General features: G+C 49.5%; 21 protein-coding genes and 1 pseudogene. 10 read left to right on the forward strand and 12 right to left on the reverse strand.

Going from position 1 to position 26,555, the window contains the following annotated elements; genetic code table 11:
• Nucleotides 1-128: 128 nt before the first annotated feature.
• Nucleotides 129-2,114 carry a DUF460 domain-containing protein gene (locus tag FTO70_RS04555; RefSeq protein WP_255334518.1) on the forward strand — a complete coding sequence of 662 codons (1,986 nt, stop codon included), beginning with the start codon at nucleotides 129-131 and terminating at the stop codon, nucleotides 2,112-2,114.
• 60 nt (nucleotides 2,115-2,174) lie between these two features.
• On the opposite strand, the gene FTO70_RS04560 is transcribed toward FTO70_RS04555, so the two are convergent.
• Nucleotides 2,175-2,720: a ferredoxin domain-containing protein gene (locus FTO70_RS04560; protein ID WP_255334519.1), complete on the reverse strand. Its 546-nt coding sequence runs from the start codon at nucleotides 2,718-2,720 to the stop codon at nucleotides 2,175-2,177.
• A gap of 364 nt (nucleotides 2,721-3,084) precedes the next feature.
• On the opposite strand from FTO70_RS04560, the gene FTO70_RS04565 reads away from it, so the two are divergent.
• Complete coding sequence (locus FTO70_RS04565) at nucleotides 3,085-4,059, forward strand: hypothetical protein (RefSeq protein ID WP_255334520.1); 975 nt, start codon at nucleotides 3,085-3,087, stop codon at nucleotides 4,057-4,059.
• 334 nt (nucleotides 4,060-4,393) lie between these two features.
• On the opposite strand, the gene FTO70_RS04570 is transcribed toward FTO70_RS04565, so the two are convergent.
• The 4 genes from FTO70_RS04570 to FTO70_RS04585 all read right to left on the reverse strand — a co-directional run bounded on the left by FTO70_RS04570 (nucleotide 4,394) and on the right by FTO70_RS04585 (nucleotide 9,503).
• Nucleotides 4,394-5,635 carry an MBL fold metallo-hydrolase gene (locus tag FTO70_RS04570; protein WP_255334521.1) on the reverse strand — a complete coding sequence of 414 codons (1,242 nt, stop codon included), beginning with the start codon at nucleotides 5,633-5,635 and terminating at the stop codon, nucleotides 4,394-4,396.
• 250 nt (nucleotides 5,636-5,885) lie between these two features.
• Nucleotides 5,886-8,141 carry a DNA topoisomerase I gene (locus tag FTO70_RS04575; RefSeq protein WP_255334522.1) on the reverse strand — a complete coding sequence of 752 codons (2,256 nt, stop codon included), beginning with the start codon at nucleotides 8,139-8,141 and terminating at the stop codon, nucleotides 5,886-5,888.
• A 277-nt stretch (nucleotides 8,142-8,418) separates the two neighbouring features.
• Nucleotides 8,419-8,889, reverse strand: a complete 471-nt coding sequence (locus FTO70_RS04580) for a TIGR00725 family protein (protein WP_255334523.1) — start codon at nucleotides 8,887-8,889, stop codon at nucleotides 8,419-8,421.
• A gap of 92 nt (nucleotides 8,890-8,981) precedes the next feature.
• Entirely contained in the window at nucleotides 8,982-9,503 is a 522-nt protein-coding gene (locus FTO70_RS04585; RefSeq protein ID WP_255334524.1) for a DUF367 family protein, read from the reverse strand.
• A 1,741-nt stretch (nucleotides 9,504-11,244) separates the two neighbouring features.
• Here FTO70_RS04585 and FTO70_RS04590 point away from each other — a divergent pair.
• Together FTO70_RS04590 and FTO70_RS04595 are read left to right on the forward strand one after the other, a co-directional pair.
• Entirely contained in the window at nucleotides 11,245-11,793 is a 549-nt protein-coding gene (locus tag FTO70_RS04590) for an HdeD family acid-resistance protein (protein ID WP_255334525.1), read from the forward strand.
• A gap of 38 nt (nucleotides 11,794-11,831) precedes the next feature.
• On the forward strand, nucleotides 11,832-12,212 hold the full coding sequence (locus FTO70_RS04595; RefSeq protein ID WP_255334526.1) for a hypothetical protein: 381 nt from the start codon (nucleotides 11,832-11,834) through the stop codon (nucleotides 12,210-12,212).
• A 113-nt stretch (nucleotides 12,213-12,325) separates the two neighbouring features.
• On the opposite strand, the gene FTO70_RS04600 is transcribed toward FTO70_RS04595, so the two are convergent.
• On the reverse strand, nucleotides 12,326-12,463 hold the full coding sequence (locus FTO70_RS04600; RefSeq protein WP_255334527.1) for a hypothetical protein: 138 nt from the start codon (nucleotides 12,461-12,463) through the stop codon (nucleotides 12,326-12,328).
• Nucleotides 12,464-12,500: 37 nt separating this feature from the next.
• Between FTO70_RS04600 and FTO70_RS04605 the strand changes: the two genes are divergently transcribed.
• From FTO70_RS04605 to FTO70_RS04620, 4 genes are all read left to right on the forward strand, one after another.
• A complete protein-coding gene (locus FTO70_RS04605; protein ID WP_255334528.1) occupies nucleotides 12,501-12,809 on the forward strand; it encodes a hypothetical protein in 309 nt (102 codons plus the stop codon).
• Nucleotides 12,810-13,013: 204 nt separating this feature from the next.
• Nucleotides 13,014-14,576, forward strand: coding sequence for an MFS transporter (locus FTO70_RS04610; protein WP_255334572.1), 1,563 nt, complete (start codon nucleotides 13,014-13,016; stop codon nucleotides 14,574-14,576).
• 83 nt (nucleotides 14,577-14,659) lie between these two features.
• Nucleotides 14,660-15,646 carry a polyphosphate kinase 2 family protein gene (locus tag FTO70_RS04615; protein ID WP_255334529.1) on the forward strand — a complete coding sequence of 329 codons (987 nt, stop codon included), beginning with the start codon at nucleotides 14,660-14,662 and terminating at the stop codon, nucleotides 15,644-15,646.
• Nucleotides 15,647-15,724: 78 nt separating this feature from the next.
• Nucleotides 15,725-18,568 carry a cation-transporting P-type ATPase gene (locus tag FTO70_RS04620; protein ID WP_255334530.1) on the forward strand — a complete coding sequence of 948 codons (2,844 nt, stop codon included), beginning with the start codon at nucleotides 15,725-15,727 and terminating at the stop codon, nucleotides 18,566-18,568.
• A gap of 198 nt (nucleotides 18,569-18,766) precedes the next feature.
• On the opposite strand, the gene FTO70_RS04625 is transcribed toward FTO70_RS04620, so the two are convergent.
• The 4 genes from FTO70_RS04625 to FTO70_RS04640 all read right to left on the reverse strand — a co-directional run bounded on the left by FTO70_RS04625 (nucleotide 18,767) and on the right by FTO70_RS04640 (nucleotide 23,512).
• Nucleotides 18,767-19,363 carry a FumA C-terminus/TtdB family hydratase beta subunit gene (locus FTO70_RS04625; RefSeq protein WP_255334531.1) on the reverse strand — a complete coding sequence of 199 codons (597 nt, stop codon included), beginning with the start codon at nucleotides 19,361-19,363 and terminating at the stop codon, nucleotides 18,767-18,769.
• Entirely contained in the window at nucleotides 19,363-20,205 is an 843-nt protein-coding gene (locus FTO70_RS04630; RefSeq protein ID WP_255334532.1) for a fumarate hydratase, read from the reverse strand. Before FTO70_RS04630 ends, FTO70_RS04625 begins: the two co-directional genes overlap by 1 nt.
• 358 nt (nucleotides 20,206-20,563) lie before the next feature.
• Entirely contained in the window at nucleotides 20,564-22,657 is a 2,094-nt protein-coding gene (locus FTO70_RS04635) for a BACON domain-containing protein (RefSeq protein WP_255334533.1), read from the reverse strand.
• Nucleotides 22,658-22,822: 165 nt separating this feature from the next.
• On the reverse strand, nucleotides 22,823-23,512 hold the full coding sequence (locus FTO70_RS04640) for a hypothetical protein (RefSeq protein ID WP_255334534.1): 690 nt from the start codon (nucleotides 23,510-23,512) through the stop codon (nucleotides 22,823-22,825).
• A gap of 183 nt (nucleotides 23,513-23,695) precedes the next feature.
• Here FTO70_RS04640 and FTO70_RS04645 point away from each other — a divergent pair.
• Nucleotides 23,696-24,019: pseudogene (locus FTO70_RS04645) on the forward strand (IS1634 family transposase); the annotation flags it as partial.
• 57 nt (nucleotides 24,020-24,076) lie between these two features.
• On the opposite strand, the gene FTO70_RS04650 reads toward FTO70_RS04645, so the two are convergent.
• On the reverse strand, nucleotides 24,077-24,883 hold the full coding sequence (locus FTO70_RS04650; RefSeq protein ID WP_255334535.1) for a DUF169 domain-containing protein: 807 nt from the start codon (nucleotides 24,881-24,883) through the stop codon (nucleotides 24,077-24,079).
• 112 nt (nucleotides 24,884-24,995) lie between these two features.
• Nucleotides 24,996-25,100, reverse strand: coding sequence for a TetR/AcrR family transcriptional regulator (locus FTO70_RS04655; protein ID WP_255334536.1), 105 nt, complete (start codon nucleotides 25,098-25,100; stop codon nucleotides 24,996-24,998).
• Nucleotides 25,101-25,384: 284 nt separating this feature from the next.
• Here FTO70_RS04655 and FTO70_RS04660 point away from each other — a divergent pair, with 284 nt between their 5' ends.
• Nucleotides 25,385-26,554, forward strand: coding sequence for a hypothetical protein (locus tag FTO70_RS04660; protein ID WP_255334537.1), 1,170 nt, complete (start codon nucleotides 25,385-25,387; stop codon nucleotides 26,552-26,554).
• The last annotated feature ends 1 nt before the right edge of the window (nucleotide 26,555 follow it).

Here is a 26,555-nt window from a genome sequence, read left to right on the forward strand (position 1 = left end):
AGGGGCAGAATCTGTGAGGGGGCAGAACCTGTGTGAAGATCAGGACTTTATAGATAGTACGAAATATATATAATGAAGGTAGAAAACAGTTAAATATATATCCAACAAAAAATAAAATATAGGTATTCATGCAAAACAGGATTATCTATGGAATTGACATTGCCCGGGGTTCTCCGCGGGCAAAGGAGCTTCCCAGGTATGCCCTGGCTGTTCTCAGGGACGGGGAAGTTTCCCACCACAGCATGCTCCGCCGCCAGAAGGTCCTTAATATGATCATAAGGGACCGGCCGGAGATAATTGCCGTGGACAATATCTTCGAGCTTGCTGCTGACAAAAGCGAGCTTCTAGCCATCATGGGGCGCCTGCCTGACGGAGTGAAACTTGTCCAGGTAACAGGCGGGATGCACCTCGAACCCCTTATCAGGCTCGGGAAAAAACACGGGCTTTCCTTTGACCCGGCAAACCCCAATGAAGAAGCCGAAGCCTGTGCCCGCCTTGCGGATATGGGAGTCGGGCATGAGGTTTCCCTTTTTGAGGACATGACAAGGATCAAGGTCAGCAGGGCCCGCTCCCTCGGGCGGGGGGGCTGGAGCCAGAACCGCTACCGGAGAAAGGTCCACGGGGCGGTGATGGAGCGGAGCCGGGAGATCGAAAACGTCCTCAAGAGCCTTGCCCGGGAAAAGGGCATCAGGTTTGAAGCCGTAAACGTAAAAGGGTTCGGAGGCTACGTCCGCTCCGAATATACAGTCTATGCGAAACGCGGAGAGATACCAATACACTCAATGGCCACCAGTGACGCGCAGGTAAGCGTAAAAAGCGTCGAACGCGACAAGATCCGCTATATCCCCCTCAAACAGAAGGAGCCCAGGCGCAAATTTACCATCGTGGGGATCGACCCCGGGACCACCGTGGGCATTGCCATCCTCTCCCTGGACGGGGACCTGCTCTTCTTGAAAAGCTTCCGGGGCATTGCCCCTGACGAAGTGGTCAAGTTAATTGCCGAATACGGAAAACCCGCTGTCATTGCCAGCGACGTGACCCCGATGCCGGGTTCGGTTGAAAAGATCAGGCGCAGTTTCAATGCAGTCCCTGCAAGCCCGGGGATGGAGGTCTCGGCCGAGGAAAAGATCTCCCTGGGAAAGACCTTCGGCTACTCAAACGACCACGAGAGGGACGCCCTTACCGCAGCCCTCCTCACTTACAGGGGTTATAAGAACATCTTTACCCGGATTGAAAAGAAAGCGCCCGAAGGCGCAGATCTCGAACTCATCAAGCTGCGGGTAATTCAGGGAGATTCGATAGAGGCAGCTATCGAAAAAGTCCTTGCAGGGCCGGAGGAGCCGGAAAAAACCCGGAAAGCCCGGCTGCCTGAAAAGCCCGGGGAAGGGGCAGCCGATGAAACCCTCCTGAAAATGAGGGAGACCATCCAGCGGCAGGGGGATCAGGTCCAGAACCTGCAGGAATACGTCGAGGAGTTAAAGCGGGAACTGGCTGCAAAAGACCGGAAACTCTCGAAGCTTGAGGCAAGGTTAAAAGGCTTCAAAAGGGATGCCTACGCTGAAGTCCGGAAGCAAAAAGAGATCCAGATCCGGGAAGGGACCATCGAGACCCTGAGAAACGAGCTAGGCAAAAAGAACAAAACCATAAAAGAGCTCAGGCGGAGGAACAACAAACTCCGTAAAATCCGTAAAATGGAAATCCGGGGCGAAGGTACCCCCGTCAAGGTCATTTCCGCCTTTACGAAGGAGTCCATTGCCGAAACAAACGAGAAATACGGGCTCAAAGCAGGCGACGTCGTCTTCCTGGAAAACCCAAGCGGAGGCGGGGCCGCAACCGCCCAGCTCCTTGTGGAAGCCGGGATAAGAGCAGTCCTCATCCCCGAAGACATCTCCCATGCAGCCGAAGAGGTCTTTTTCAAAGGAGCCGTGCCCGTCTTAAAAGAAGTCCAGCTCGAGAGAGCCGACGACTTTGCAATGGCCGAGCCCGAAGCCCTGAAAACCGCCATTTCCGAATGGGAAAAAGCAGCCGAAAAAAGGCGCCAGAAAGCCAAAGAAGACGAATTGCAGAGCCTCTTTGACGAGTACAGGAGCGAGCGGAGGAGAGGGCTGATTTAAAGCCCCCTAAAAAAGGCCCCCCTCCTTAAAAAAGGCGCCATTTTCTGTCAAAGAAAAACGTCATTTCCTGTCAAAGAAAATGTTCTTCCCCTTCACGCTCAGCGGGATCCCGAACGCCACGTCCGCATCCAGCAGCCCCGAGACCCTGGCAGCTGCTCCCAAAGTGTACATGACCCGGTTATCGATGCAGAGGTCTTTTGCCCTGGCAACGGCTGAGCCGACAGCTATCCCGAGGTCGGCGTACTTGAGCATGCAGTTGGGGCCCCGGAATTCTTCTTCTATTTTCTGCTGTGCAAGCATCTCTTTGCAGGTTGCAAAGCCGCAGGCTCCGCAGTTCAGGCCTGCAGCCCCGCTGGCTTTAACCCCTATAAGGACGGCAGCCCCGGCGTTCCTGAGGTTGCCTGCATCCCTTTTCAGGAAGGAAAAGCCTTCGCCTTTCCTGGAGGCGAGTTTTTCCATGGTAGAGGCAAGGACTTCGATGTCCTCTTTTTCGACCAGGGCCGTTACGATGTCGTCCACTCCTTTAGCCTTCGGGGCGGTCCGGGCGGCAAGAAGGATGCTTTTTGCAAGCGTTTCGAGCACTTCGGATTCGGGATTGAGAATCATGTAGAGGTATTGGGGTTTTTCCGGCTTAAGGTTTTTCGATCTGCTTCACAGTACCAGAACTCTCACCGGGTGGCCGTCCACATAAAATATAAAATGACCGGATTTTAAAATTCAAGTCCTCTTGAGGGAGTGTAGCGAGCGAAAAGGATCGCGGACTGCAGAGCCGCAACTCTGCTGACGAAGGAGGCCGGCCTTTTCTTTAAAGTAAATTGAAATTATTCAGGTATTTTGGAATAACATCAACCAACTAATAGAGGAAAACCGTACTTCAACAAAATAAATCTCATTTTTAAAATTATTACATAAGTTATTTATATTTTATTGATTCAAGTGTAAAAGTGACCAATAAATTTAGTGGGGGTCAATGGAAGTGACAAGTAAAACAAGGTATAGATCCGGGAAAAGAAGGTACTATAAGTCTTACAAAAAACGAAAGTCGAATGAGGATATGGGCGATGGAGTAGCCATACTCATACTCTTAGGCGGTACTTTATTGATAATAGGAGCCATTATTCAGTTCATAATTACATATTATTATGTTGTCATAATACTCGGATTAATAGCTTTGATTATCCATCTTAAATTCGCCAAAAGAAGATCAAATGACCCTCTGGATAAAAATTATTCCGAATATGAAGGCGCTGTCAACAGGATATATAATGTTCCTGAAGAAACAGTTTGGAATACAAACTCCTCCAGAAACAAAATCCCTACAAACAAAACACACAATACTCCAATAAAATCTGTACTGAGAACCAGTTTTCCTTTTGAAGAAAATATACCATCTGAAGCTTATGAAGGTGAGTCTTTTACAAGACTGGAAAATCTCAAGGATTACAAATTGGATTCAAAGATTCACATTAATACTCATTTTGAACCGGACCAGACAAATGAAAGTGTTAAAAAGGGAGACGAATTCGAAAGATATGTTGTAGACCGGTTTAGGGATGAGTTTTTTTCTATTGTAGACTGGACAACTGATATGACCAGAAAACACAATCGTTTTGTTGAGTCAGAATGCAACCCTGACTTGGTGATTCGCCACAGGGAATCAAATGAAATTTTTTGTGTTGAATGCAAGTATCGATCTCGATTGGTGAATGGTGACTTTGCTTGGTCGTACCCTGACCAAATGAATAGATACTTTTCTTTTGCGCAGGAAAGACAGATACTCTTTTACGTAGTATTAGGCCTTGAGGGCAGACCAAATTCTCCTGCAGAAGTATTTTGCGTACCCCTTGAGGTAGCCAAAAATCCGAAGCTTCCTATGCATTCGATACGGAAATACTATCATGATCCAAGAGAAGATTTTGTTTGGGAAAGCGGGATTTTGAGGTAATCATGTACATAAGAAGGTCGCTTTATGCTTGGATTCAGATGAGAAGATTCATGGGTTTTAACACGTTTTCATTTTTGAAGCAGGTTGCTCCGACTAAACGCTCTCAGCCGCCCGCCAACCTGCATAAAATAAAAAATAAGTATTGAAACCGGCGGTTAATTCTTCTTCTATTCACGCTTCTTACTCATGGCAGTTTTAACGAGCAGGCCTCGCTGGCGCTCGGAGAAATAACCACGGGAGACGGTAATAACGCCGCACCAGTTTTATTATTCCTCATAAATATGTCCATGGTTGATCAATTGTGATCAACCTTCGTTAAAAGCTGAAACCTTCGTTAAAAGCTGAAAGACTCCCCGATTGCAGGCGCATACGCTTCAACGCCGATTTCTTCAGAAATCCACTGTGCAAATGTTTCGGTCTTGTCCCCGTGCATTACAAAGACCCTTTCCGTGCCCTTGTTGCAGAAGTCCTTTACCAGCTGTTTCAGTTCCAGGTCGCCGCAGTGGGCGGAAAAGTCGTACTGCTCAACCTTCGGCTTTAAGGTAAGGACTTCCCCGTTGATTTCAATGAGCCTTTTTTCTGCGGCCAGCCTGCCGTTTGTGCCCTCAACCTGGTAGCCTGTGAGCAGGACCTTTGAGTCCGGGTCTTTGTAGAGCTTGCTAAGGTAGGAAAGGATGGGGCCTCCGTTCAGCATCCCGGCGGTTGTAACAATGACCGAGGGCTCTTCCAGGACTGAGTCCCTTTTGTGCTCTTTTACGAGGGTTGCGTGATCGAAGGCCCTGTCAAGGAGCTCGGGGGTTTTAAGGTATTCGGGGTATTTTTTGAGGATCTTGTACACGTCTTTTCCCATGCCGTCCACATAGGGCCTGATCCCGTGGGCGTCCAGGAGCAGGAGGATTTCCTGGGTCCTGCCTATGGCAAAGGCAGGGATAAGTGCTGTCCCTCCCCGGTCCAGGGTTTCCCAGATCGATTCTATGAACCTCTCTTCGGTTTCTTTCCTGGGGGTGTGGTCTTCCCCGAAATAGGTGCTTTCGAGCACAAGGGAGTCTGCCTCAGGAAACGGCTCTGCCCCCGGGACCAGCCTCGTTTCTTTCAGGCTGAGGTCGCCTGTGTAAAAGAGGCTTTCTCCGGATTCGGCTTCCAGGTGGATTCCTGCGGCTCCCGGGATGTGCCCGGCTCCATAGAAACAGGCGCTGTACCCGTGGGTTTTAAACTGTTCCCCGTAGTCCTTTCTCCGGGTTAAGCGGCTGAGCTTTTGCAGGTCGTCAGGGTCAAAGGGGGCAACCCCCGAGAGGGTCCTTTCCGCGAGTTTCAGTGTGTCTCTCCCCAGGAGTTCGGTAAACTCGGCAGTAGGAGGGGTCATGAAGACTTCCGGGTTCATGTACATGAGGTTCGGGACTGCTCCGCAGTGGTCCAGGTGCCCGTGGGAGACGAGCACGGCTTTTGGTTCCATCCCGTTCATGGGGTACTCGGGAATATTCCCGGCCTTGATGCCGTAATCGAGCAGGATTTCTCCGTTGACAAGCAGTCCCGAACGTCCGACTTCCCTGCATCCGCCTTTAAATGTAAGCTCCAAGATAAAACACTCCTTTCGCTAATTAAAAAATTGTTAAGTATGTAGAGTGGGTATGCCGGCCGCCATTCCTGGCAGTCGCCATGTTCTCTTAAAATAATTTTTTGAAAAACTGTTTGAAATTAGCCAGCTTAAATTAGCCGGCTTGAATTAGCCGGCTTACAGCCGTAAAAATTTCTAAGAAAAAAATGGACAGGCTTCAATAAATAACTATCTGACAGGAAAAATATTTTCAGTTGAACTAAAAATATTTTCAGCAGCTTTCGGCTTCCCCGCCGCAGGAGTCCTGCCAGTTTTTAATCTTTTTCACACTGATTTTCGTAAGCTTTGAAAGTTCCACTGGGTCGGCTCCGATCAGGTCTTCGACGCTGGAAATCCCTGCTTCCTCGAGCTTTTCAGCCGTGACCTTGCCCACTCCTTCAATGTCCTTGAGGGACTTCGGGCGCTCTTTTTTCGGCTGCTGGGCCTGCTCTTCTTTCTGGGCTTTCTGCCACTCGATGAAATTGCACTGGGGGCAGCCCAGGTCCCAGGGCCGCTTTCCGGTATTGATTATCCTCAGGTGGTACATCCCGTGCCCCTCACAGAACTTATCCGTGACCACGATCTGCCCGCTCCTGGGCAGGGGCAGGGAGAAGTTGCAGTTAGGGTAGTTGTTGCAGCCTATGAAACGGCCTCCCCTTTTCGAGCGGCGGACCATGAGCTCGTTTCCGCATTCGGGGCAGGTGCCTGTGATCTTGTCTTCCCGGAGGCCGGCATGAAGGGATTCCACGATCCTTTCCCTGTTCTTATCAAGTTCGGAAAAGACCTGTTTTAGCATTTCCCTTGACTCTTCGAGGGCAGTTTCTTCCGGGATCTGGCCTTCGGCAATCCTGTCCATGTTTTCCTCAAGGATACGGGTCATGTCAGGTTTCGTAATTGTGGGGGAATATTTTTCCAGGGTGTCCAGGACAGCAAAAGAGGTATTCGTGGGCTGCACGGGGTTGCCGTGGATGTAGGCCCTGGAATAGAGCTTGCTGATGATCTCGTGCCTTGTGGCCTTGGTCCCGAGCCCGAGTTCTTCCATCATGTTGATAAGCCTTCCCTGCCCGTAGCGGCCCGGAGGCTGGGTCTCCTTGTCCAGCATCTCTTTTTTTGCCACCTTTAGCAAGTCCCCTTCCTTGAGTTCAGGAAGCAGCCTGTCTTCAGGGGCGTTATAGGGATAGTACCAGCGCCAGCCGGGCACAACAAGCCTGGCTCCGTTTGCCCTGAACTCTTCTCCGTTGACGTCGAGCTTTATTTTCAGGGTTTCCCATTCGCTGGGTTCGGCAAAGGTTGCAAAAAAGCGCCTGACCACGAGTTCGTAGACCTTCCACTCGTCTTCTTTCAGCTCAGACTTTTGTGCCAGTGAAGCCGGGTAGATAGGGGGGTGGTCCGTGGTTTCTTTCTTCCCGCGGGTAGGGGTTAGCTCCTTTTTTGCAAGGAGGGCGTTTGCGTACTCCTCAAAAATGCCGGTCTTGAAAATCTCGATCTGGGCCCGCAGGTCGAGGGTATCCGGATAAACAGTATTGTCTGTCCTCGGGTAGGAGATGTACCCGTTAGTATAGAGAGACTCGGCTATGCGCATGGCGTTTGAAGGGCTGAGTCCGACAGCGTTTGCCGCGCTGATGAAGCCTGTGGTGTTGAATGGGGTAGGGGGCTGGTCGGCTCTTGTCCCCCTCTCGATTTCCCGTACTTCGGCTTTTTTCCCCAGTTTCTTGAATACGGTGGAAGCTTCTTCTTTATCCAGGAAGCGCCGGGTCGCGTGCTGGGCGGAAAACGATTCCCCTTTGTTGTTTTCCAGCTCGGCGTGGATTTCCCAGTACGGGGTGGGGACAAAGGCGTTCCTTTCTTTTTCCCGGTCCACTATGAGGGAAAGGGTAGGTGACTGCACCCTCCCGACGGAGAGGAACATCTTCCCGAGCCTGCCTGCGGCAAGGGAGATATAGCGGGTGAGGGCTGCGCCCCAGACCAGGTCGATGACCTGCCTGGAATGGCCGGCGTCTGCCAGGTTGAAGTCCACGCTGGTGGGGTTTGCAAAAGCAGTTTCGATGGCTTTCGGGGTTATGGCACTGTAGCGTACCCTGTTAAAAGTGGCATCAGGGTTTACTTTTTTTATGATATTGAGGGCTTCGACCCCTATGAGTTCTCCTTCCCGGTCGTAGTCAGTGCCGATTGTGACTCGTTCTGCCTCTTTTCCCAGGCTCTTTAAGGCCGTCACGATCTTCCGGTTGATGGGGGTCGTTATGATCTCGGCGTCTATGAGGGCTTTTGCATCGACTTTCTGCCAGTTGTTGTATTCTTTTGGGAAATCGATTCCCACAATATGGCCGGAAAGCCCTATAACCACGGTCTCCTGCTTATCCTTGCCGGAGCCTGCCTCATACCGGTAGGTATCCACGCCGCTGACCCTTTCCTTCTTAGGGCTTTTTGGTGCCAGAATCGCAGCTATCCTCCTGGCTGCGATATTTTTTTCCGTCACGATAAGGTGCATTTAAAACTCCAGTGAAACTTCTCTTATATTTTATGGAGGAATTCCAACTACCCCGAAATTCCTGCCAGCCTGAGTCAAAGACTGGCCTTATTTCTTGAAGTTTCCTTTTGTAATATATATTTTTGGATTGAATCCAGAATTATACTGCCATCCGTATGTAAAATCATGACCTGATATAATTATCCCCGACTTTTTCCCTCTTTCGGACCCTCTGCCTTTCTTTCATCATTTTTTCATCATTCTTTTACCATTCTTTCATCTTTCTGTTATATTTCTATTATATTTCTTTCATCAGCCTGAAAGCGAGTTCGACAGCTTCTTCGGGAGTCTTTGCCCTGTGCACCCCCTCGATCTCCCACCTGGACTCAAGTACGATCACGGGCTTTCCCATCTTAAGGCCAAGCGCTATCTCCGAGAGGGTCCCGTATTCCCCGTCCACAGCTATCAGGGCGTCTGCAGACTGGGCGATAAGGGCGTTTCGGGCATGTCCCAGCCCGCTAAGGACGGCAACGTCTATCCACGGGTTTGCATCTTCTCTCCGGCTGCCCGGGAGGACCCCCAGGGTAACTCCTCCTCCCCGCTTTGCCCCGCAGGCAGCAGCCTCCATAACCCCTCCGAGCCCCCCACAGATTAGCACGGCTCCTCTCCTTGCAATTTCCCTGCCCACTTTTTCGGCAAGGTTTTTCACGTATTCCCCGCAGGCCCCTGCCCCGATAACACCTACCTGTTTTTTGGGTCCGGTTTTCAAAAGCAATGCCTCATATGTGGTGGCTCGATGTATTGGTTCAGATGTATTGGTTCGGATGTGGTGGCTCGATGTATTGGTTCAGATGTATTGGTTCAGATGTAGTGGCTCTGGATTTCCACAATTTCAGTGCTGTTTCTGGCTTTTGAGTAATCCTCCAGAGGTTCGTGGTTCAGCTCAAGGAAACTGTGTCCCCAGTTGAACTTCGAGAGGACTTTTTCGGCCTGCTCTTTGTATCCCAGGATGTAAAGGGCTGCAGCGAAGGCTTCGGCGGAATTGAGCTTTAAGGGCCTTCCGAAGTTAACCGGGTTGCCTGCAAGGAGGTAAGGCAGAGCCCTGTGCTGCAGGTCAAGCTTTTCCAGCTCCGGAAAGACCCTTTCGACCTCCTCCCAGGAGCAGTCAAGCACGATAATCCCCCTCCCCGGGTTGTCAGCCGGAGATAAGGCTTTTTCGGCAAAGGGATCCATGAGAATTGCGGAGCGAGGCAGTTTCGAAACCTTATCAAAAAGGCGGGCAAGCTCGAAACGTGCCATTTTTCTTCCCGTGCATTTTTTCGGGTCGCACTGCCCGGCATGGTAAATATAAAGGGGAATGTCTCGTTGCTTTATCGAATTCATCGGTGATCCTCTGGAATGTGAAGGTTACAGGTTTTATTTATTTCTTGTTCAGGTGTTTCCTTGTTTGTATGTTTCTTTGTTTACCTTTTCTTTGTTTACTTTCCTTTTTTACCTGTTTATTTACCTGTTTCGTTTGTTTATCTTTTTTCTTCTATCCCGAATAACAGGGAAATGCTTTGAGGCCCAAGAGCAGGGAACATGTCCTGGGGATATTTTCCTGAAAAAATAGATCGAGCTGTAATAGCTACGGTATTCATCCACTTTACACGGTTGATATTTATTCGATTAAACAGAACAGAATAAAACTTTTTTCAATCTGCTTTTCAGGTACCGACACTCTCACCGGCCGCGAAGTCGGCCGGCCTTTTCTATAAAATGTATATGTAAGAGCAAAAGAGTAGCAGACTACTGAGTAGTATATTAGGATAACTCAAAAGGGCATTGTGATGACTCAAAAGGGCATTGTGATGACTCAAAAGGGTATTGTGATAACCAAAAAGGGTATTGTGATGACCAAAAAGGGCATTGTGATGACTCAAAAGGGTATTGTGATGACCAAAAAGGGCATTGTGATGACCAAAAAGGGTCTGTGATGACCAAAAAGGGTATTGTGATGACCAAATAGGGTATGTGATAACCAAAAAGAGCCTCCGGTTGACTGAAAGGAAGAGTTCCGAAAAAAATACAGGAATTCAATTTGAAATTAGTGCACTAGCCGTCACAAACTAAAAAATATAAATATAGTTCTCATCTATATTTTTTCATTTATATTTATCTTCCATATTTCTTTCATTTCTTTTTGGGGAGGCTCCGCCAGGCAAGCTGGCGGGGGTATTTTGTGACATTTGGATTGAAAAAGGTTTTCGGGGTTAAGAGAAGCATTTCTCGATCCAGGCGGAGTATAAGTAAAATATTCTCCACAGTATTCTGGTTCATTCTCCACAGCATTCAGGTTCTTTTGAAAGTATTGGGTTTGGTCTTATGATTCTACCGCTATTCTTCTTCCTGCGGCAGGATGGCTATAAGCGCATTTTCTGTGGGAAAAAAGGTAGTAAGAAATTATTTACGGATACTTCAAAATAATAACTTCAAAATAATATCAACTGATCCACCGGGGGTCTATTAAGCCTTTTTTGAGAATTAAAAATGAACTAGTTTATATAAAATGGTTAATATATATTTATATATCACTACTCAAAATCTGATCAAATCCGATCAAATGTGAAAGGGCATTTAACATATATTGAAACGTTGAAACAAAACAGGTACTAAAAACCCTTTCTCTATTTTGATGTAGTGATGCATAACTGAAGAATTTCAATATCGCCTGCGTCATGCCAGGTACCTGCAGCAGTGGAAATGATACCGTTTCAGCCCGTCACCTTTCGTAAAGGGTCTATCCCAAAAACGGGGATTGGCGGGACGAGCTGTATTACATTCGTGGTTTATTCACCTATGCACTGCTCCCGGCAGGAGAACGTATCCGTCTTTATAAGTGGGGAAAGACGGTATTGCTTCTTGACTCTGGCTTTGTTATAGTTGCAATTATCCCGGGATAGGGAGCCCGTGGTTAAGGAAAAATGGGAGATAAATGAGGCATCCGTTAAGACCTCCTTAACTACCTGAACCTGCACCTGAACCTGGGCAGCGTACAGAGCGGATGGTATTGACGTTGTACTGACGTTGTACTGAAGTTGTACTGACGGACAGGCACTCAAAGGAATTCTGGAGGTACAGATAAATGGAACAAACAACTGCTGCAGCTTATGGGGGTGGGTATGAAGTACTGGATGTACCCTGGTGGGCAGTTCTTCTGGAGGGAATTGTCGCCCTCATTATAGGTTTATTCCTGTTATTCACCCCGGGAGCCACCACTGTGGTGCTTTTACAGGTTCTCGCAATCTTCTGGATTATCGGAGGCATCTTTTCGATCGTAGGGCTCCTGATAAACAGGGAAAGCTGGTTCTGGAAGCTGGTGTCGGGTGTCCTGAGCATCCTTGCCGGAGCCGTGATACTGATTTACCCGGTCTTAAGCCCCTTCATCGTCCTTACATTATTCATCATCTTTATCGGGGTCTGGGCTATCATTGCCGGGGCTATCAAAGTCGCCTGGTCATTCAAGGGAGGCGGATGGGGGATGGGACTCCTGGGTGTCCTTACCATTATCCTGGGCTTGCTGTTACTGGTTAACCCGATGTCCGGTATCCTTGTCCTGCCGTGGATATTCGGGATTTTCCTGATTGCAGGAGGAATCGGGGGAATCATCGGAGGACTTAAAATGAGGTCCTGACGGGAGTAAAGGACCTGAAACATAAGGAGGTATACAACATGGAAAGACCAATCGGTGTTACTATTCTGGCTATCGTATCTGTATTGCTGGCGGTTTTAAACGGTATTATAACGCTTCGCTTCCTGGGGTTTTTACCCTTTCTGGGGCCTCTTGATATCCGGACTTTCAACTTATGGTATGCCCTGCTGTATGGGCTGATGACCTACATATGGGTGTGGGTGGCTCGTATGCTCTGGCAGGTAGATCCGCAGGGCTGGATGTTTCTGGCTGTTATTGCGGTATTCAATCTGTGCCTGGATTTTGTGATCCTGATTACAGGCGGTTCATGGTTTGACGTTAATTTCTCAGTCATAATTAACGCCCTTATCCTCATCTATATCATGCTGCCGGGGGTGAGAGAGGCTTTCGGGACAGATTAAACATATTTGACCAAAAGGAGGCTGAGGGCTGAGAAACTTTGTTGTCTTCACAACCTCAGTCCTGCTCCTGCTGACCATTCTTCTGACAGTAACCCTCGTTCTTTCGCAGGTGTTCAGTTTTTTTCCTTATTTAGGGAGGAATCGGGGCAGTCACCGAGAGCTAAATATGTGACCTGAAGAAGGAGTTTTTCAAGACAAAAATAAGGAGAAAGGAATATGGAAAGACCTATTGGTGTTACTATTCTAGCCATTCTGGCTGTATTGCTGGCGTTTTTAAACGGAATTGCAATGCTTCGTTTTCTTGGATTTTTGCCATTTCTCGGGCCTCTGAACATCCGTATTTTCAACCTCTGGTATGCCCTATTGTACGGCCTGCTCGCCTACATATGGGTGTGGGTGGCTCAGATGCTCTGGCAGGTAGACCCGCAGGCATGGCTCTTCCTCGCTGTCATTTCAGTCTTTAACCTGTGCCTGGCTTTTGTGGTGCTGGTTACCGGAGGCTCATGGTATGACGTTAATCTGTCAGTTATCGTTAACGCCCTTGTTCTTATCTACATCATGTTACCCGGGGTGAGGGAAGCATTCGGAAGAGATTAAGGAGTGAAGATGAAGGCAAAAGATAATGATTTTCAGGAAGATCAAAAAGAGTTCCTGACCTTCTGTCCCTGCTTAATTACCTGGAGGAGCTCTGGCTGAAATGGATGACGGAAACTTGTCTGCCGCAACTGTGCCCTTTTCTTCCCATTTATCGGAGGCGGTAAGATAGAGAGAAAGACCGTACTTGTTGCACTCGTGCTTGCAATGTTCGTGCTCGTAATTGATACGACAATCATGAACGTTTCTATTTCGGCACTTATCAGTGATTTCAATACGAACGTAACCACCGTCCAGGGTGCCATTACCCTGTATGCACTTGTTATGGCATCCTTCATGATCACAGGGGGAAAGATAGGAGATATTATCGGGAGAAAACGGGCATTCAGGCTCGGACTGGTGATATACGGGGTGGGGTCTTTCCTGACGGCAATCAGCCCGACAATAGGTGTGCTGTTTGTGGGCTGGTCGATCCTTGAAGGGCTTGGGGCAACTCTTGTCATGCCTGCCATCCAGACCCTCGTGACCTCAAACTATGAGGGGGAGGACCGTGCCATTGCTTACGGGATAATTGGTGGGGTCGTTGCAAGCGGAATTGCTCTTGGCCCTATCATAGGAGGCTGGCTGACAACTGCATACACCTGGCGGCTTGCCTTTGCCGGAGAGGTGGTGATCGTGATCATTGTCCTGGCGTTAAGCCGTGCTATCCTGGACGCACTTCTCGAGGCCGGAGAAGAACCGAAGCTGGATGTAATCGGGTCTATCCTCTCCGCGCTGGGAATGGGGCTTATCGTTTTTGGCGTACTGCTGGCAGGGACTTACGGCTGGTGGGAGGCACGCCAGACTTTCTCCATAGCAGGGATCGAAATTTCCCCGTTCGGCCTTTCCCCAACTCCCGTATTCATTGCAGCAGGAGCCGTTATCCTGCTGGGCTTTGCCGCCTGGGAACGCCATATCATCACCAGCGGAGGAATGCCGCTTGTAAGACTCGATGTGCTCAGGGACCGCAGGGTCACATCGGGAATCCTCATTCAGCTGGTCCAGACCCTCCTTTTCGGGGGTTTCCTGTTCAGCATGGCCCTCTTCCTTCAGATCGTCCTGGGCTTAAACGCGATGCAGACCGGCTTTGTCTACCTGCCTCTTTCCATACCGCTTTTGATCGCCTCGCTAACGGCATCCCGGCTCTCGATCTTCATTGCCCCGAAGCGCATCATCCAGGCCGGCCTGGTCATACTCCTGGCAGGGCTTTTCCTGGCTATCGCAACCATTGACGTGGAGGTCAGAGGGCTTGGCCTTATGACCGGGTTTGCCCTGATAGGGATAGGCGGGGGGCTTATAGCGTCCCAGGTGATGAACCTCGTTCTTTCCCAGGTCGTTCCCGAAAGGACAAGCGAGACGGCTGCCCTTATGGGCACTTCCCAGAACCTGGGCATGGCCATCGGGACTGCGCTTATGGGCTCTCTCCTGGTCGCAGGCCTGGCAGTAGGAGCCATTACCTTAATCGAGGACAGCACTGCCATTCCAGAGGACCTCAAGCCCGACCTGGTATCGGCAGTAGAAGAGAATGTGCAATTTTTGAGCGATGAGGAACTGCAGGCCGCTCTGGAAGGTGTCCCCCCCGACCTTGCCGAGGAAATCCTGAGGATCAATGAAATATCCCGCATTCAGGGGATAAGAACTACCTTATTGGGGCTGGTGATCGTCACAATATTCGGCATAGTCATCTCGATTTTCCTGCCGCCTGAAATCCTGGTCTCTAAAAAAGAATGAAGCTTCAAACACGCCCGGATGAACCTCGGAATTTCGACCGGTCTTGAACATTCAGTACAGGGAATAATAGAGGGAATCAAACAATGGCAACCATAAATGAAGATGTGGAAGCAAGAATTGAAGCATTGATGGACGTCATGAGGGTCCCGCCCGGCAAGAAGATAAACCTGAGGAAGGACTACGACCCAGGCTTCACCGGCAAATGGATGACGAAAGCAGAAGCAAAAGAGACCCTGGCAATAGGCATCCAGAGGCTCGCCGAGATGCAGGACAAGCTCTGGGCCCAGAACCAGTATGCTCTGCTCATGGTCCTTCAGGCCCTCGATGCCGCAGGCAAGGACGGCACAATCAAGCACGTCATGTCGGGCGTCAACCCGCAGGGGGTCGATGTCTACAGTTTCAAGGCACCTTCCGGTGAGGAACGAGACCACGATTATATGTGGAGGAACTTCAAGGCCCTGCCTGCTCGCGGTGACATCGGAATTTTCAATCGTTCCTACTATGAAGAAGTCCTGGTTGTGCGCGTACATCCCGAGATCCTCACCGGCCAGCAGCTCCCTCCCGCACTGAAGGACGAGGGTATCTGGAAGCGGCGTTTCGAAGAGATCAACAACTTCGAGAAGTATCTGGTTGACAACGGCATTATTGTCGTCAAGTTCTTCCTCTACGTGTCCAAGGAGGCCCAGAGGGAGCGTTTCCTGAAGCGGACCATGTTGCCTGAGAAGAACTGGAAGTTCTCTGCAGCTGACATTAAAGAGCGGGCTCATTGGGACGATTATATCGATGCCTACGAAGACATGTTCAACCATACAAGTACCGAGTGGGCACCCTGGTATATCGTACCTGCCGATCATAAGTGGTTCACACGGCTGGCTGTGGCGGCTGTGCTTTACTACACGATGAAGAAACTCAACCTTTCCTATCCTACCGTCAGCGAGGAGCAGAAACAAGCTTTGCTTGAGGCTAAGGAAGAGCTCGAGAGAGAAGGCGGCGGGCTGAAGAAGAAAACTGCCGTAAAAGCCGAAGCTGAGAGGAAAGGCGGGAAGAAAGGCAAGAAGAAGAAAAAGTAAAACCACGCCGAAAAGCAGGGCATTCGCAGCCGGAGGACAACAGAGCCCCTGCACTCTTCGAACTCAAGGTGAAGAAATATGTCATCCAATCAAACCACATCGACGGGTCCGGCGCAAAAGGTGTCAGACGCTAAATGGTACGCGCTTACGCCCGCAGAAGTCGCCAGCCGGTTCCAGGTCGATCCTGGCAGGGGCTTGAGCACGGCTGAGGTGCAGCAGCGCTTGCAGCAGTATGGTCCGAATCACCTGGTGGAGATGAATAAAGAGCCGGGATGGCAGGCATTCCTGCGGCAGTACAAAGACCTGATGCAAATCGTCCTCCTGTCGGCGGCGCTCATCAACCAGATATTCACAGGGAAGTGGGGAACCACGCTGGTTCTGGCGAGTCTGACCGTCTTCAACGCGATGCTGGGCCTGCGCGGCGAATCCAAGGCTGCTGCCAGCCTGGCGGAGCTAGCCGGGACAATGAAAAGCATCACTCATGTGCGCCGGGATGGCGTGACGCAGGAAGTAGATATTGCGCAGGTGGTGCCGGGCGATGTCGTGTTGATGGAGGCTGGGGATGTCGTCCCTGCCGACGGACGCCTGTTTGTGACGGCTACGCTGGAAATCGAAGAAGCAGCTCTGACCGGGGAAAGCGTTGCCTCAGCCAAGAACAGCGAGGTTATAGACAGGGTCGAGGTACCCCTGGGTGACCGCCACAACATGGCCTACATGAACACTTCAGTCACCAGAGGCCGAGGCGAGATGATTGTCACCACCACCGGCATGGGCACCGAGATGGGCCACATCGCCGACCTGCTCAACAAGACAAAGGCGGATAAGACGCCCTTGCAGAAACAGCTCGACCGGCTGACGATGATCATTGCAGCGCTGGCAGGTCTTGCCTTCATCCTGATGGTCATAATGGGACTTCACAACGGGCAGCCCCTGGACTCTATCTTCATTGCCGGCGTGGCTCTGGCTATTGCAGCCATCCCCACCGGTCTGCCGGTTGTGGTCATCACCATGTATTCCACGGGTACGCGGGAGCTGGCGGCCCAGAATGCCATTGTCAAACGGCTGCCATCGGTGGAGACGCTTGGCTCGGTCTCAGCCATCTGCACGGACAAGACCGGCACGCTGACGCTTAACAAGATGACAGCGGTAGAGTTCACTATTCCCGGCCAGAACCGCTATCATGTGACGGGCGAAGGCTACGGCACCGCGGGAGAGTTGAAACTGACCAGGGGCATTCCGCCCGGCCAGCCGTGGCAGAAAAATACAACGCCTTACAGTACTGAGGGTAAGATCCAGAGTGCAGGTGGGAAAAGGATCGATCTTGACCAGGTCTTGCTGCCCATGGCCCTGTGCGCCGACGCGCGGCTGGACGGTGAAACGCTGATTGGCGACCCCACCGAGGGCGCTCTGATCGTGCTGGCTGAGAAGGGGGGCATCCATGTGGACAGTGCGAGAGAGCTGTTCCCGCGTGTGGCTGAGGTGCCGTTCGATGCCGAATATAAGTTCATGGCGACCTTCCATAACATGACAGATGAGCAGGGAAAGCCGGTTGTGCGTTGCTGCGTCAAGGGAGCGCCTGACGTGTTGATCGCCCGTGGTGGATATTACTGGATCCCGGGGGGAGAACCGTTGGCAGTTAACGATGAAAATCGTCATCTGGCACTGGCAGAAAACGACCGCATGGCGGCCGCCGGTGAACGGGTCATGGTCATGGCACGCCGGGACTTCGATCCGGCAACCTTCGATCCGAAAAGTAATCTGCTCGACCTGGTGCAGGACCTGACCCTTCTAGCGATGGTTGGAATAGTTGATCCGCCGCGAGGTGAGGCAAAGGATGCGATTGCCAGCTGCCACAGTGCCGGGATCCAGGTGCGTATGATCACGGGCGACCATGCGGTGACCGCCGCTGCCATAGGCCACGAACTGGGCATCGAAGGCCAGGCTTTGACAGGGGCAGAATTTGCCGCCATTCCTGATGAGCAGTTGAAGCCACAGCTGGATCAGATCGGTGTGGTGGCCCGCGTGACCCCGGAGGACAAAATCCGGCTGGTGACCCTGCTCCAGCAGAAGGACAACATCGTGGCGATGACGGGTGATGGCGTTAACGATGCCCCTGCGCTGAAGAAGGCCGACATTGGCGTGGCCATGGGCATCACAGGTACCGAAGTATCCAAGGACGCAGCTGTGATGATCCTGACCGACGACAACTTCGCCACAATCGTCAAGGCGGTGGAGTATGGCCGGCACATCTACAACAACCTGTTCAACTTCGTCCGCTTCCAGATGGGACAGCTGGTGGCGTACATCACATGCTACCTGCTGGCTGCTTTCTTCTTCGTACTCGGAGGAACCCCGTTTGGGGCGCTCGTCGTCCTGTTTCTGAACTTCCTTATCTCGGTTCCGGTGGCTATGGCACTGGGGTTCGACAAGCCGGCTTCAGGCCTGATGGAAAAGAAGCCCCGGCCGCTGAAACAGCCCCTCCTGTCAACTTCACAATGGGTACGCATCGCCTTCCTCGGCATCCTTATGGCGATCGCCACGGTCTATCTGGAAGCGATCTACGAGGCTGCCGGCACGGCCACGGCGGCCACCATGGGCTTTGTGGCCTTCGCCTTACTCAGCATCTCCAGGGGGTTCAGCGTTCGCAGTGAGACCGATACCGCTTTTGACCGGGACATTATTCATGATCGAAACCAGCTGTCCCTCTATGGCCTGGCGTTGTTGATAACCATCCTGGCGACCGAGCTCGGCTTCCTGCAGCGTCTCCTGGGCCTGACCTCGCTGAGCGGAGACCAGTGGAGGATCTGCATCGCAGCTGCAATCGCCCTGCTGCTCGTTGACGAGGTCATCAAGGTCTTCCTGCGCAGCCGCCGCAGGCATGATACGGCAACTCCTGCCGCTGCAGCGCCAGCCAAGGTATAATCTGGAACATCTAAAATGTCGTCTTGATCTTCCTGCCACCCGAAATCCCTGTGTCTAAAAAAGAATGAAAATTTGTTTGAGCTCAGATTTGAGCTCAGTTTTTTATTTTAGTTAATTCCGTTTTTTGTTTCTGCAATCACTTTTCAGTTTTTTATTTCTGCAATCACTTTTCAGTTTTTTATTTCTGCAATCACTTTTTTAGCTTTTTATTTCTGAAAACACTTTCTCAGCCTTTTCCCTTACTTCCGCAAAAATGTCCCTGCCTTTCGAATCAATCCCCACGATAAGGGGGCCGAACTCTTCCACCCTCAGGACCCAGACAGCTTCGGGCATCCCCAGGTCAAGCCAGTGGACGGTTTTTACTTCCTTTATCAGTTCCGCGGCAAGGGCTGCACAGCCTCCGGTGTAGGCAAGATAGACGCATTTGTCTTTCAAGGCTTCGGAAACATTTTTCATCCCTCCTTTCCCGATGATTGCCCGCACGTTGTGGGCTTCCAGGAGCGGGGGGGTCATCTTTGACATCCTGCCGCTGGTGGTGGGGCCGGCTGAAACCACTTTCCATTCGGGCTTACCTTCTTTTCCTTCCCCCGTTTGCTGCATGAGGGGGCCGCAGTGGTAAATCACCGCTCCTTCCAGGGAGAAAGGAAGCTCTTCTCCATTTTCTGCAAATTCCAGGATGCGGGCATGGGCTTCGTCCCGGGCTGTCAGGATCTCTCCGGAAATATAGACTATGTCCCCGGCCTCGAGCTTCTTTACATCCTCTCCGCTCAGCGGGGTTTTCAGGTGCCATTCCATCATTCATCCCCTCCTAATACGATTGAAGCGTGCCGGTTCGCCCAGCACTGGATGTTCACTGCCACGGGAAGGGAAGCCGTGTGGCAGTGGGCGGTTTTTACGTGGACTGCAAGGGCGGTTGTACTGCCCCCAAGCCCCATGCACCCGATCCCGAGGGCGTTTACAGCATTCAGGATTTCCTTTTCAAACTCGCTCATGGGAATGTCCAGGGGTTCTAAGAGAGCTTCTTTTGCAAGCCTGGCAGCTTTGTCAAAGGAACCTCCTATCCCCACCCCGAGTGTAAGGGGGGGACAGGGCATCCCGCCTGCGTTAATCACCGTTTCGAGCACGAAGTCTTTGATGCTCCCTACTTCGGTCGGGTTCAACATCCGAAGGGCGCTCATATTTTCCGAGCCCGCACCTTTCGGGGCAACCGTGATCTTCAGCTGCTTTCCGGGCACTAGTTTCCAGTTGATGTCCGGGATCCCTTTTCCTGTATTGTCCCCGCTGTTCCTGCGGGTCAGGGGGTCCACGGCATTGGGGCGGAGCGGGACTTCTTTAGTTGCAAGGGCAGCGGCTTCCCTGATTGCGGCCTCAAGGTCAAACCCTGGATGAAATTCGCTCCCGAGCTCCACGAAAAAGATCAGGATGCCTGTGTCCTGGCACATGGGCACGCCGTGGGTTTCGGCAATTTCGATGTTTTTCAGGATTGCCTGTAACTGGGACTTTGCAACAGGGCTTTTTTCCCGGGCTTCGGCTTTTCGGATCGCATTTACAACATCATCGGAAAGTTCGGTTTCCGCTTTTCTGAGAAGGTCCACAAGAGACCGGATAAAAGTTTCACGGTTGATTTTCGAAGACAAAAGACCACCATTGTATGGGAGAATGGAATTTCTTATAATTTAAGAGCTGGGCATGAATGAAGAAATTGAATTGGTTTAGAATATGTGAGTTGCAGTGCGTTGGGTTCGTAGTATTTGTTAGGATATCGAATAGTCTTTTGTCTTGATGTTTAAATATTGAGCGCCTGAAATTCTCTAAATCGGTCTCACTTTTTTGAATGAGAGCTTTAGCTTACAAAGGCAAAATATATGGTTTTCAGTTTTCTGTAAAAGACTGGGAAGTACATGAGGGAGATACATACGGATAAAGTTTCAGGAAATAACGTGGCTGCATCTCCTTTATTGGATGTGGCACGTTCTCTTCTGGAAGGCTGATCGTTCATTCAATGAAAATGGGTAAATAAACTTCTTCTGGTGGTGATTCATTGTTGTCCTCATCACTTTCTTCAACGCGGCAATAATCAGGAACGAATTCATCCTCAATACAGCTGTCCGCTATAGCTGTTAAATAGACTGTTTCACCGCTCAATGAGTCACTGAAAAGAACCTCTCCCTCAAAAAACACTTCTTCCCCCGGGCCAAGTGTGGCATCCGTATAGGGATACCTCGTGTTACTTTCCCCGGGAACTCTGAAGGCTACCGTGTGTGTCTCATCATACATGGCGTACATCGCTTCGACTTTGAAAATATCGGCAGCTTCATCGCCCTGATTTCTAACCACGACAGTTATTGGTACATTGATAAGGTATACACCATCTACTGGTTTCAGAGTCGCCGGGCCCGTAACCTCCAGGGAAGTCACAAGATCGGGACCCTCAAGCTCGGGATATGGCAAATACACTTCTACTTCCGGCGATTCATTGTTGTCCTCGTTGCTTTCTTCAACGCGGCAATAGTCAGAGAAACCCTCGTCCCCGATGCAACTATCTGCTATCGCTTTCAAATAAACTATTTCGCCGGGAAATGAATCACTGAAAAGAACCTCTCCCTCAAAAGTCACTTCTTCTCCCGGGTCCAGGGGCTCATCAGTATAGGGAAAACGGGTGTCACTTTCCCCGGGAACTCTGAGAGCTACCATGTAAGTCCCATCATACATGGAGTATACTGCTCCTACTTTGAAGATCTCGGCGGCTTCATCCCCCTGATTCCTTACCACTACACTTACGGGTACTGAGAAATTGTAGGCATCCTCGTCCATTGCATGAGTCACAGGGCCTGTGACTTCCAGGGACGTCACAAGATCGGGACCTTCCTTCTCTCCCGGCACTATCAGGTTTACCGTGCCCTCTTCATTTCCTCCATTTGATTCTACCCTAAAGGTTGTATTATACTCCCCCGGAATCAAATCAGCAGCATCAACTGTAACGGTAACGGTCTCTTCATTTGTACCGCTTATCGGGCCTATGGATATCCAGGAGGGCCGGTCAGGGTCTGCATTCACTTCCCACTCAAGGTCGCCTTCTCCATCATTAGATATGTAGAATTCCTCTGAATCCGATTCCCCTTCAATCAACTCGAAATTAAAGTATAGGGGGTCCGGATCAACAGCTAAAATGGGTTTTTCCTCTGGTTTTTCTCCCTCTGGCAGCACATTCAGGTATATTATGCCTTCTTCGTCCCCCCCGTTCGATTCTATTGTGATTGTTCCTTCGTATTCTTCTCCCGGGCTCAGTTCCTCTGTATTCACTGTGACAGTCACAGTGTCCGAATTTGTCCCGTTCTCCAGGCTCAGGGTTATCCACGGTTCATCGGCACTCACTTCCCATTCAAGGATCCCCTCTCCGTCATTTGATACGTCGAATTCCCCATAGTCCGATTCCCCTTCAATCAAATCGAAGTTAAAGGATAGAGGATCCGGAGACACCTCCAGGACAGGATTCAGATTTTTATATGAAGGTTCTACCGACAGGTAGACCGGGCATTGTTCCGTTCCTGCAGGTGATTCTACGGTAATAGTTCCTTCGTATGTCCCCTCTTTCATACCCCCCGCATCAACAATAACGGTGACAGTATCGGAATTTCCTCCTCTTTTCGGGCTCAGGGTTATCCACGGCTGGTCCGAGCTTGCCGTCCATAACAGAATTCCACCGCCGGCATTGGATACCTGGAATTGATCGAAATCAGATTCCCCTTCAGCGAGGTTGAAGTTCATGTCTCCTTCGGACATCGATAGAGAGGGCATGATTACCAGAGCTATGACAGCCGTAACGGGGAGCATTACAAGTATTGCTATTTTTACCGGAAGGGGTATGTTTTTAAAAGAAAGTGCTGCTCTGGCTAAAAAAGATGCTTTGGTTTCAAGTGAGTTTTCCAGGACGGTGCTTATTTCCTCGATTGCTTCCTCGCCCGTTATGTTGCCCTCAAGAATTCCTCTGGATATTTCTTCAGAGGCATCTTTGAACCGGGCGACCTTCTCTTTGTCAGTCAGGTTCTTAAGTCGGGTTTCTAAATTTTTGATTTCTTTTTTACTCAAATCCTTGCTCTTATTTTTTATGGCTTTTTTAACTGCTTCTTTTGTCAGCTCCTGGACATACATTTGCGTTATTTCCTCTGTCAGGTGCTCGATTGGCTCTTTGATTTCTTCATGTCCTTGACTGTCCCCCATAATCTCCCCCCGTGAACTTAGACGGACCTCTTTTTAAACGGACCTGTTTTGCCTGGCGGCTTCCCGGATTTTTTCAGTGCAACTTTCAACGTTTTCAACCATACATTCGGATATTGCTTCCAGCATTCCGTCGAATAAAGCAAGCGAAATGAAATTTTGTGGAAGTTTTTTCTCAATCTCCTGCTTGATTTCGCCTGCTTTGTCCTTACAAATTTTTTCTATATTCAGGGCTCGTATCAAATCAATGTCTGCTTCGAGAACCTCTTCCCTGTCGTTTTTTATTTCAATTAATATCCTGTCACATAACCGGTCTCCTCTCTGTTTCAGGACAGGGCACGTCTCCCTTTTTACGTGCTCTTTTACCTGGTCTTTGGCAGTCTCCGAAGCTATTTCTTCCAGAATTTCCTCTATATTTTTTATACGGGCATTTCTGACATTCAGGAATTCAATCTCAAAACATTCATTCAACCCGCTTAATATCCCATTTTCAACCCCTTCTTCCAGTCCCTTCTCGGCTCCTTCAATTATGGCAGAAACGATTTCATCTTTCAGTAGATCATAATTATCCTTGCACAGTTCATCGATACTCTCCTTTACTCCGGTTTTCACGTTTGAATTTTCTTTCTCCCCCATATCCCTGACCTCTTCTGAAATATGTATTATAAAGATCCTAAACTCCAAATAAGCGCTTAAAAATCCTTTAATTCTAATTATAAATATCATTTATTTTTATATAAATATATAATAATATCTGTTTTTGAGGGTATGAGGGTAGCAGAAAAATAAGTCAGGAAAAAAGTAGCTGATCACAAAATGAAACCTAACTTTGACAGTTCCCACTATTTTTAACTTCATTTTGGTATTTAAATAAAAATAAGTACTCTTTGTTTTGTTTTATTCGGTCAAATGAATAAAAACATTAAACTAAGAGCATTTCCTGCAATTCCTAACAAGAATATATGTCTTCCTATTGGAACAACACTGGCTGTTCAATACTTTTTTGAAAAGCTCAATTTTTTTGCCATTTTTGGCAAGTATAAAAGTAAAGGCCTTGACATCAATGGTTTGCTGACCGGATTGGTGAGCTATAAGCTCACCGAAAATTTCAGTATCAAGAAAGCAAGTAAGTGGATGAATCAAGATGAAGTTCTCGACCTCTTAAACCTTAAGTCCTTCAATGAAAGAGTCCTTTACAGAACCCTTGAAACAATTGGAAGTAACAAAGAGAAAAGTAATTTTTCAGGTACGCAATTTCTTCATCTTTGCAACATCCATCTCCTGGTATTTTTATTTCGGTATGTCCTTTTCCCGTGGCTTGATAAGAATCCGGCTTTCAGGATACGCTATCCTGCTCCGTTTGCAAATAAAGGAATCCTCCAGATCTGCTGCCATCTGCTGTGCGAGTCCTGCAGGGATGCCCATAATCATTAACTCGGGTGGAAGCCAGGGATTCCCTGTCGGATCAACAGGCCCGACAAAAGCCGAATCTTCTGGAGCATTTTCTGCCATACCCGCTGGAAAAGCAATCATCATAGCACAGACGGGACCTCCGGGTATTATTGTCCTGAAAAAAGGGTCGGAGTTGCTGAACTGCGCCAGCCCGCAGAGGTTCCGGATCTGTTCACTGCCTGCAAACAGGATAAAGGCTCTGACAGTCTCAGGTGCAATATCATCAGTACACGGTGCAATGACTGTGTATTTGCTTTGAGGAATGATTTTCCCTGCACGTTCTTTCTGCTCATCGAAAAGTTCCGGGGTTGCTTTTAAATGTTCAGCAGCCCCGCCCCTGAAGTCCGGAGTGCCTACAGTCACGAAGTACTTCAGTTTCGGGTGCGGTTCTGCGAGCCCCATCCACGTAAGCCCGCCAGGGCAGCACTGTCCGTGAGATGCCTCAATGTAAAGAGCAGGTGTTTCTTTAAAGAGGGCGTAAGTGTAAGCCGCCTTCGCTATACAGCGGTCTACCGTATACGATGGGACCGCATTCTCCGGAATCTCATCTGCACTGTAGACACAGAGAGGGCGCAGTTTGAGCCTGCCGGCCTCGATGAGCTTTTTCCCCAGCTCTTCAATGCTTAACCTTGTAGCTTTCCCCATAGAATCACTTCCCTGCGGGATCATTTTCTTCACAGAGTAACTTTTCTCGTATAATTACTTTACCTGTTAAGCGGGCCTGGCAAATCTCATGGTGCCTGATAACCCCATATCTTCAAGCGTCCGGGAAATATTTATAGATCAGCCCTATGCTCACACCGGCAGCCTCAGCTATGTCCCGGATGGTCACATTTTCGTAACCTTTTATCTCTATCAGCATGCACGTAGCCTCCTGAATAGAGATAATTTTCGCCTTTCTGTCCCGTTTGACACTCATCTGATTGTCCTGAACACGTTTTTTAGGTGGCATATGAAATCTCCTAAGTGAACATTGTTCACCAACTGGAGGCAAACCTATATATAGAAGATAAAATAACATATGTTATATAACATATGTTATTCAACGGCGGTCTATCTGCCGTCCAGAACAAAATTTGACAGACTCAATTTCGAAACACTTGATGATTTGATTACAATGTTTTGTTATCGAAGAGGGGAAAAATCATGAAATCCATGCTTTTCGTACTTGCTTTACTTCTGTTATCGGCCCTCCAGGCCTCTGCAGCAGATACCACACAGGCCGATGGAACAGGTCCGGCCCGCATAGCCGAACTCTACAGTGACATAGAGTCCTTTGATGTAACACTCTACTCAGCCAAGCCGGAAGAGAACCTGACCCTTGAGACATCTCTGATCAGGCCGGGAAGAGGGAGTGAAGAAACCATTGCCAGACAGGAATTTTCAACCGGTAGTCTTCCTGCTAATACAAGAGTTACGAAAGTTGGCTTCTGGAATATCAGGAATCCCGAGCGTGGGTCTTATACTCTGAGAGCAAGGCTTATGGAACAGGGGCAGGTACTTTCAGAAGCGGAGTATGATTTTGTTTACGGCAGCTACTCAGCTTCCCGACTTCATGTAGATGATCTTGTCCCTAACTCCGACGGGATCTCTGTTGTACTCTCCCCAAATCAGGCTTCACTTTTTGATATCGAATATATGCTTGTAAACGGCCACGACGTAATCCATGAAACAAAAACCGAAAAGGCATCCTTGACCAGCGTTCCGGAAACCTTTTCTGCATCCTGGGGTACTCTCCTTGAGAACAATAAGGAGTATGCCGGAAGAGTAAAGGTTCATGTTTACTCCCCGGGCCAGGGGTTTATAGCTCTAACAGAGCGTTTCACTGCCAGAGACGATGCCGAGATTACTGACATCTATGAAGATGAGACCGGAGCAAGTGCAACTGTTTTAGGGCGTTCCCAGGTGCCTTTTGAAGGAAGTCTGGTTTTTTCCGTATATAAAGTACAGGAAACTTCAGGACGCGGCAGTCCGATGTTTGTTGAATCCGTCCGTGAAAGAGTCCCGGTTCTTTTGACCGATGACGATGAAACCGTTGAGGTCGCCTGGAAAGAAAGGCTCACTGAAGGAGTTTACAGGCTTGATATTGAACTTATCGGCAACGACGGAGATGTTATCGAACGCAGGGAAACCATTATTGAATCTGACCTTTCACCCGTAGATGAGAGTGAGTCAGGCCCTGATACAGGAAATGAAAGCTCAGACGAAGACGCCGGGAATGGTATCAACGGCTCTTCGGTTATTGCCGGAACTGCGGGGCTTGCAATGGTTTTTTCCTTTTTTAAAAACCGGAATAAAAACCCAAAAAGGCCGTGAA

Origin of the sequence: Methanosarcina sp. KYL-1 (assembly GCF_024372725.1) — an archaeon.
GTDB lineage: Archaea > Halobacteriota > Methanosarcinia > Methanosarcinales > Methanosarcinaceae > Methanosarcina.

Coding starts and splice junctions, on each gene's coding strand:
- FTO70_RS04555 (WP_255334518.1), top strand. CDS start 129: ATGCAAAACAGGATTATCTATGGAATTGACATTGCCCGGGGTTCTCCG.
- FTO70_RS04560 (WP_255334519.1), bottom strand. CDS start 2,720: ATGATTCTCAATCCCGAATCCGAAGTGCTCGAAACGCTTGCAAAAAGC.
- FTO70_RS04565 (WP_255334520.1), top strand. CDS start 3,085: ATGGAAGTGACAAGTAAAACAAGGTATAGATCCGGGAAAAGAAGGTAC.
- FTO70_RS04575 (WP_255334522.1), bottom strand. CDS start 8,141: ATGCACCTTATCGTGACGGAAAAAAATATCGCAGCCAGGAGGATAGCT.
- FTO70_RS04585 (WP_255334524.1), bottom strand. CDS start 9,503: ATGAATTCGATAAAGCAACGAGACATTCCCCTTTATATTTACCATGCC.
- FTO70_RS04590 (WP_255334525.1), top strand. CDS start 11,245: ATGGAACAAACAACTGCTGCAGCTTATGGGGGTGGGTATGAAGTACTG.
- FTO70_RS04595 (WP_255334526.1), top strand. CDS start 11,832: ATGGAAAGACCAATCGGTGTTACTATTCTGGCTATCGTATCTGTATTG.
- FTO70_RS04600 (WP_255334527.1), bottom strand. CDS start 12,463: ATGGCTAGAATAGTAACACCAATAGGTCTTTCCATATTCCTTTCTCCT.
- FTO70_RS04605 (WP_255334528.1), top strand. CDS start 12,501: ATGCTTCGTTTTCTTGGATTTTTGCCATTTCTCGGGCCTCTGAACATC.
- FTO70_RS04610 (WP_255334572.1), top strand. CDS start 13,014: ATGTTCGTGCTCGTAATTGATACGACAATCATGAACGTTTCTATTTCG.
- FTO70_RS04615 (WP_255334529.1), top strand. CDS start 14,660: ATGGCAACCATAAATGAAGATGTGGAAGCAAGAATTGAAGCATTGATG.
- FTO70_RS04620 (WP_255334530.1), top strand. CDS start 15,725: ATGTCATCCAATCAAACCACATCGACGGGTCCGGCGCAAAAGGTGTCA.
- FTO70_RS04625 (WP_255334531.1), bottom strand. CDS start 19,363: ATGGAATGGCACCTGAAAACCCCGCTGAGCGGAGAGGATGTAAAGAAG.
- FTO70_RS04640 (WP_255334534.1), bottom strand. CDS start 23,512: ATGATATTTATAATTAGAATTAAAGGATTTTTAAGCGCTTATTTGGAG.
- FTO70_RS04650 (WP_255334535.1), bottom strand. CDS start 24,883: ATGGGGAAAGCTACAAGGTTAAGCATTGAAGAGCTGGGGAAAAAGCTC.
- FTO70_RS04655 (WP_255334536.1), bottom strand. CDS start 25,100: ATGCTGATAGAGATAAAAGGTTACGAAAATGTGACCATCCGGGACATA.
- FTO70_RS04660 (WP_255334537.1), top strand. CDS start 25,385: ATGAAATCCATGCTTTTCGTACTTGCTTTACTTCTGTTATCGGCCCTC.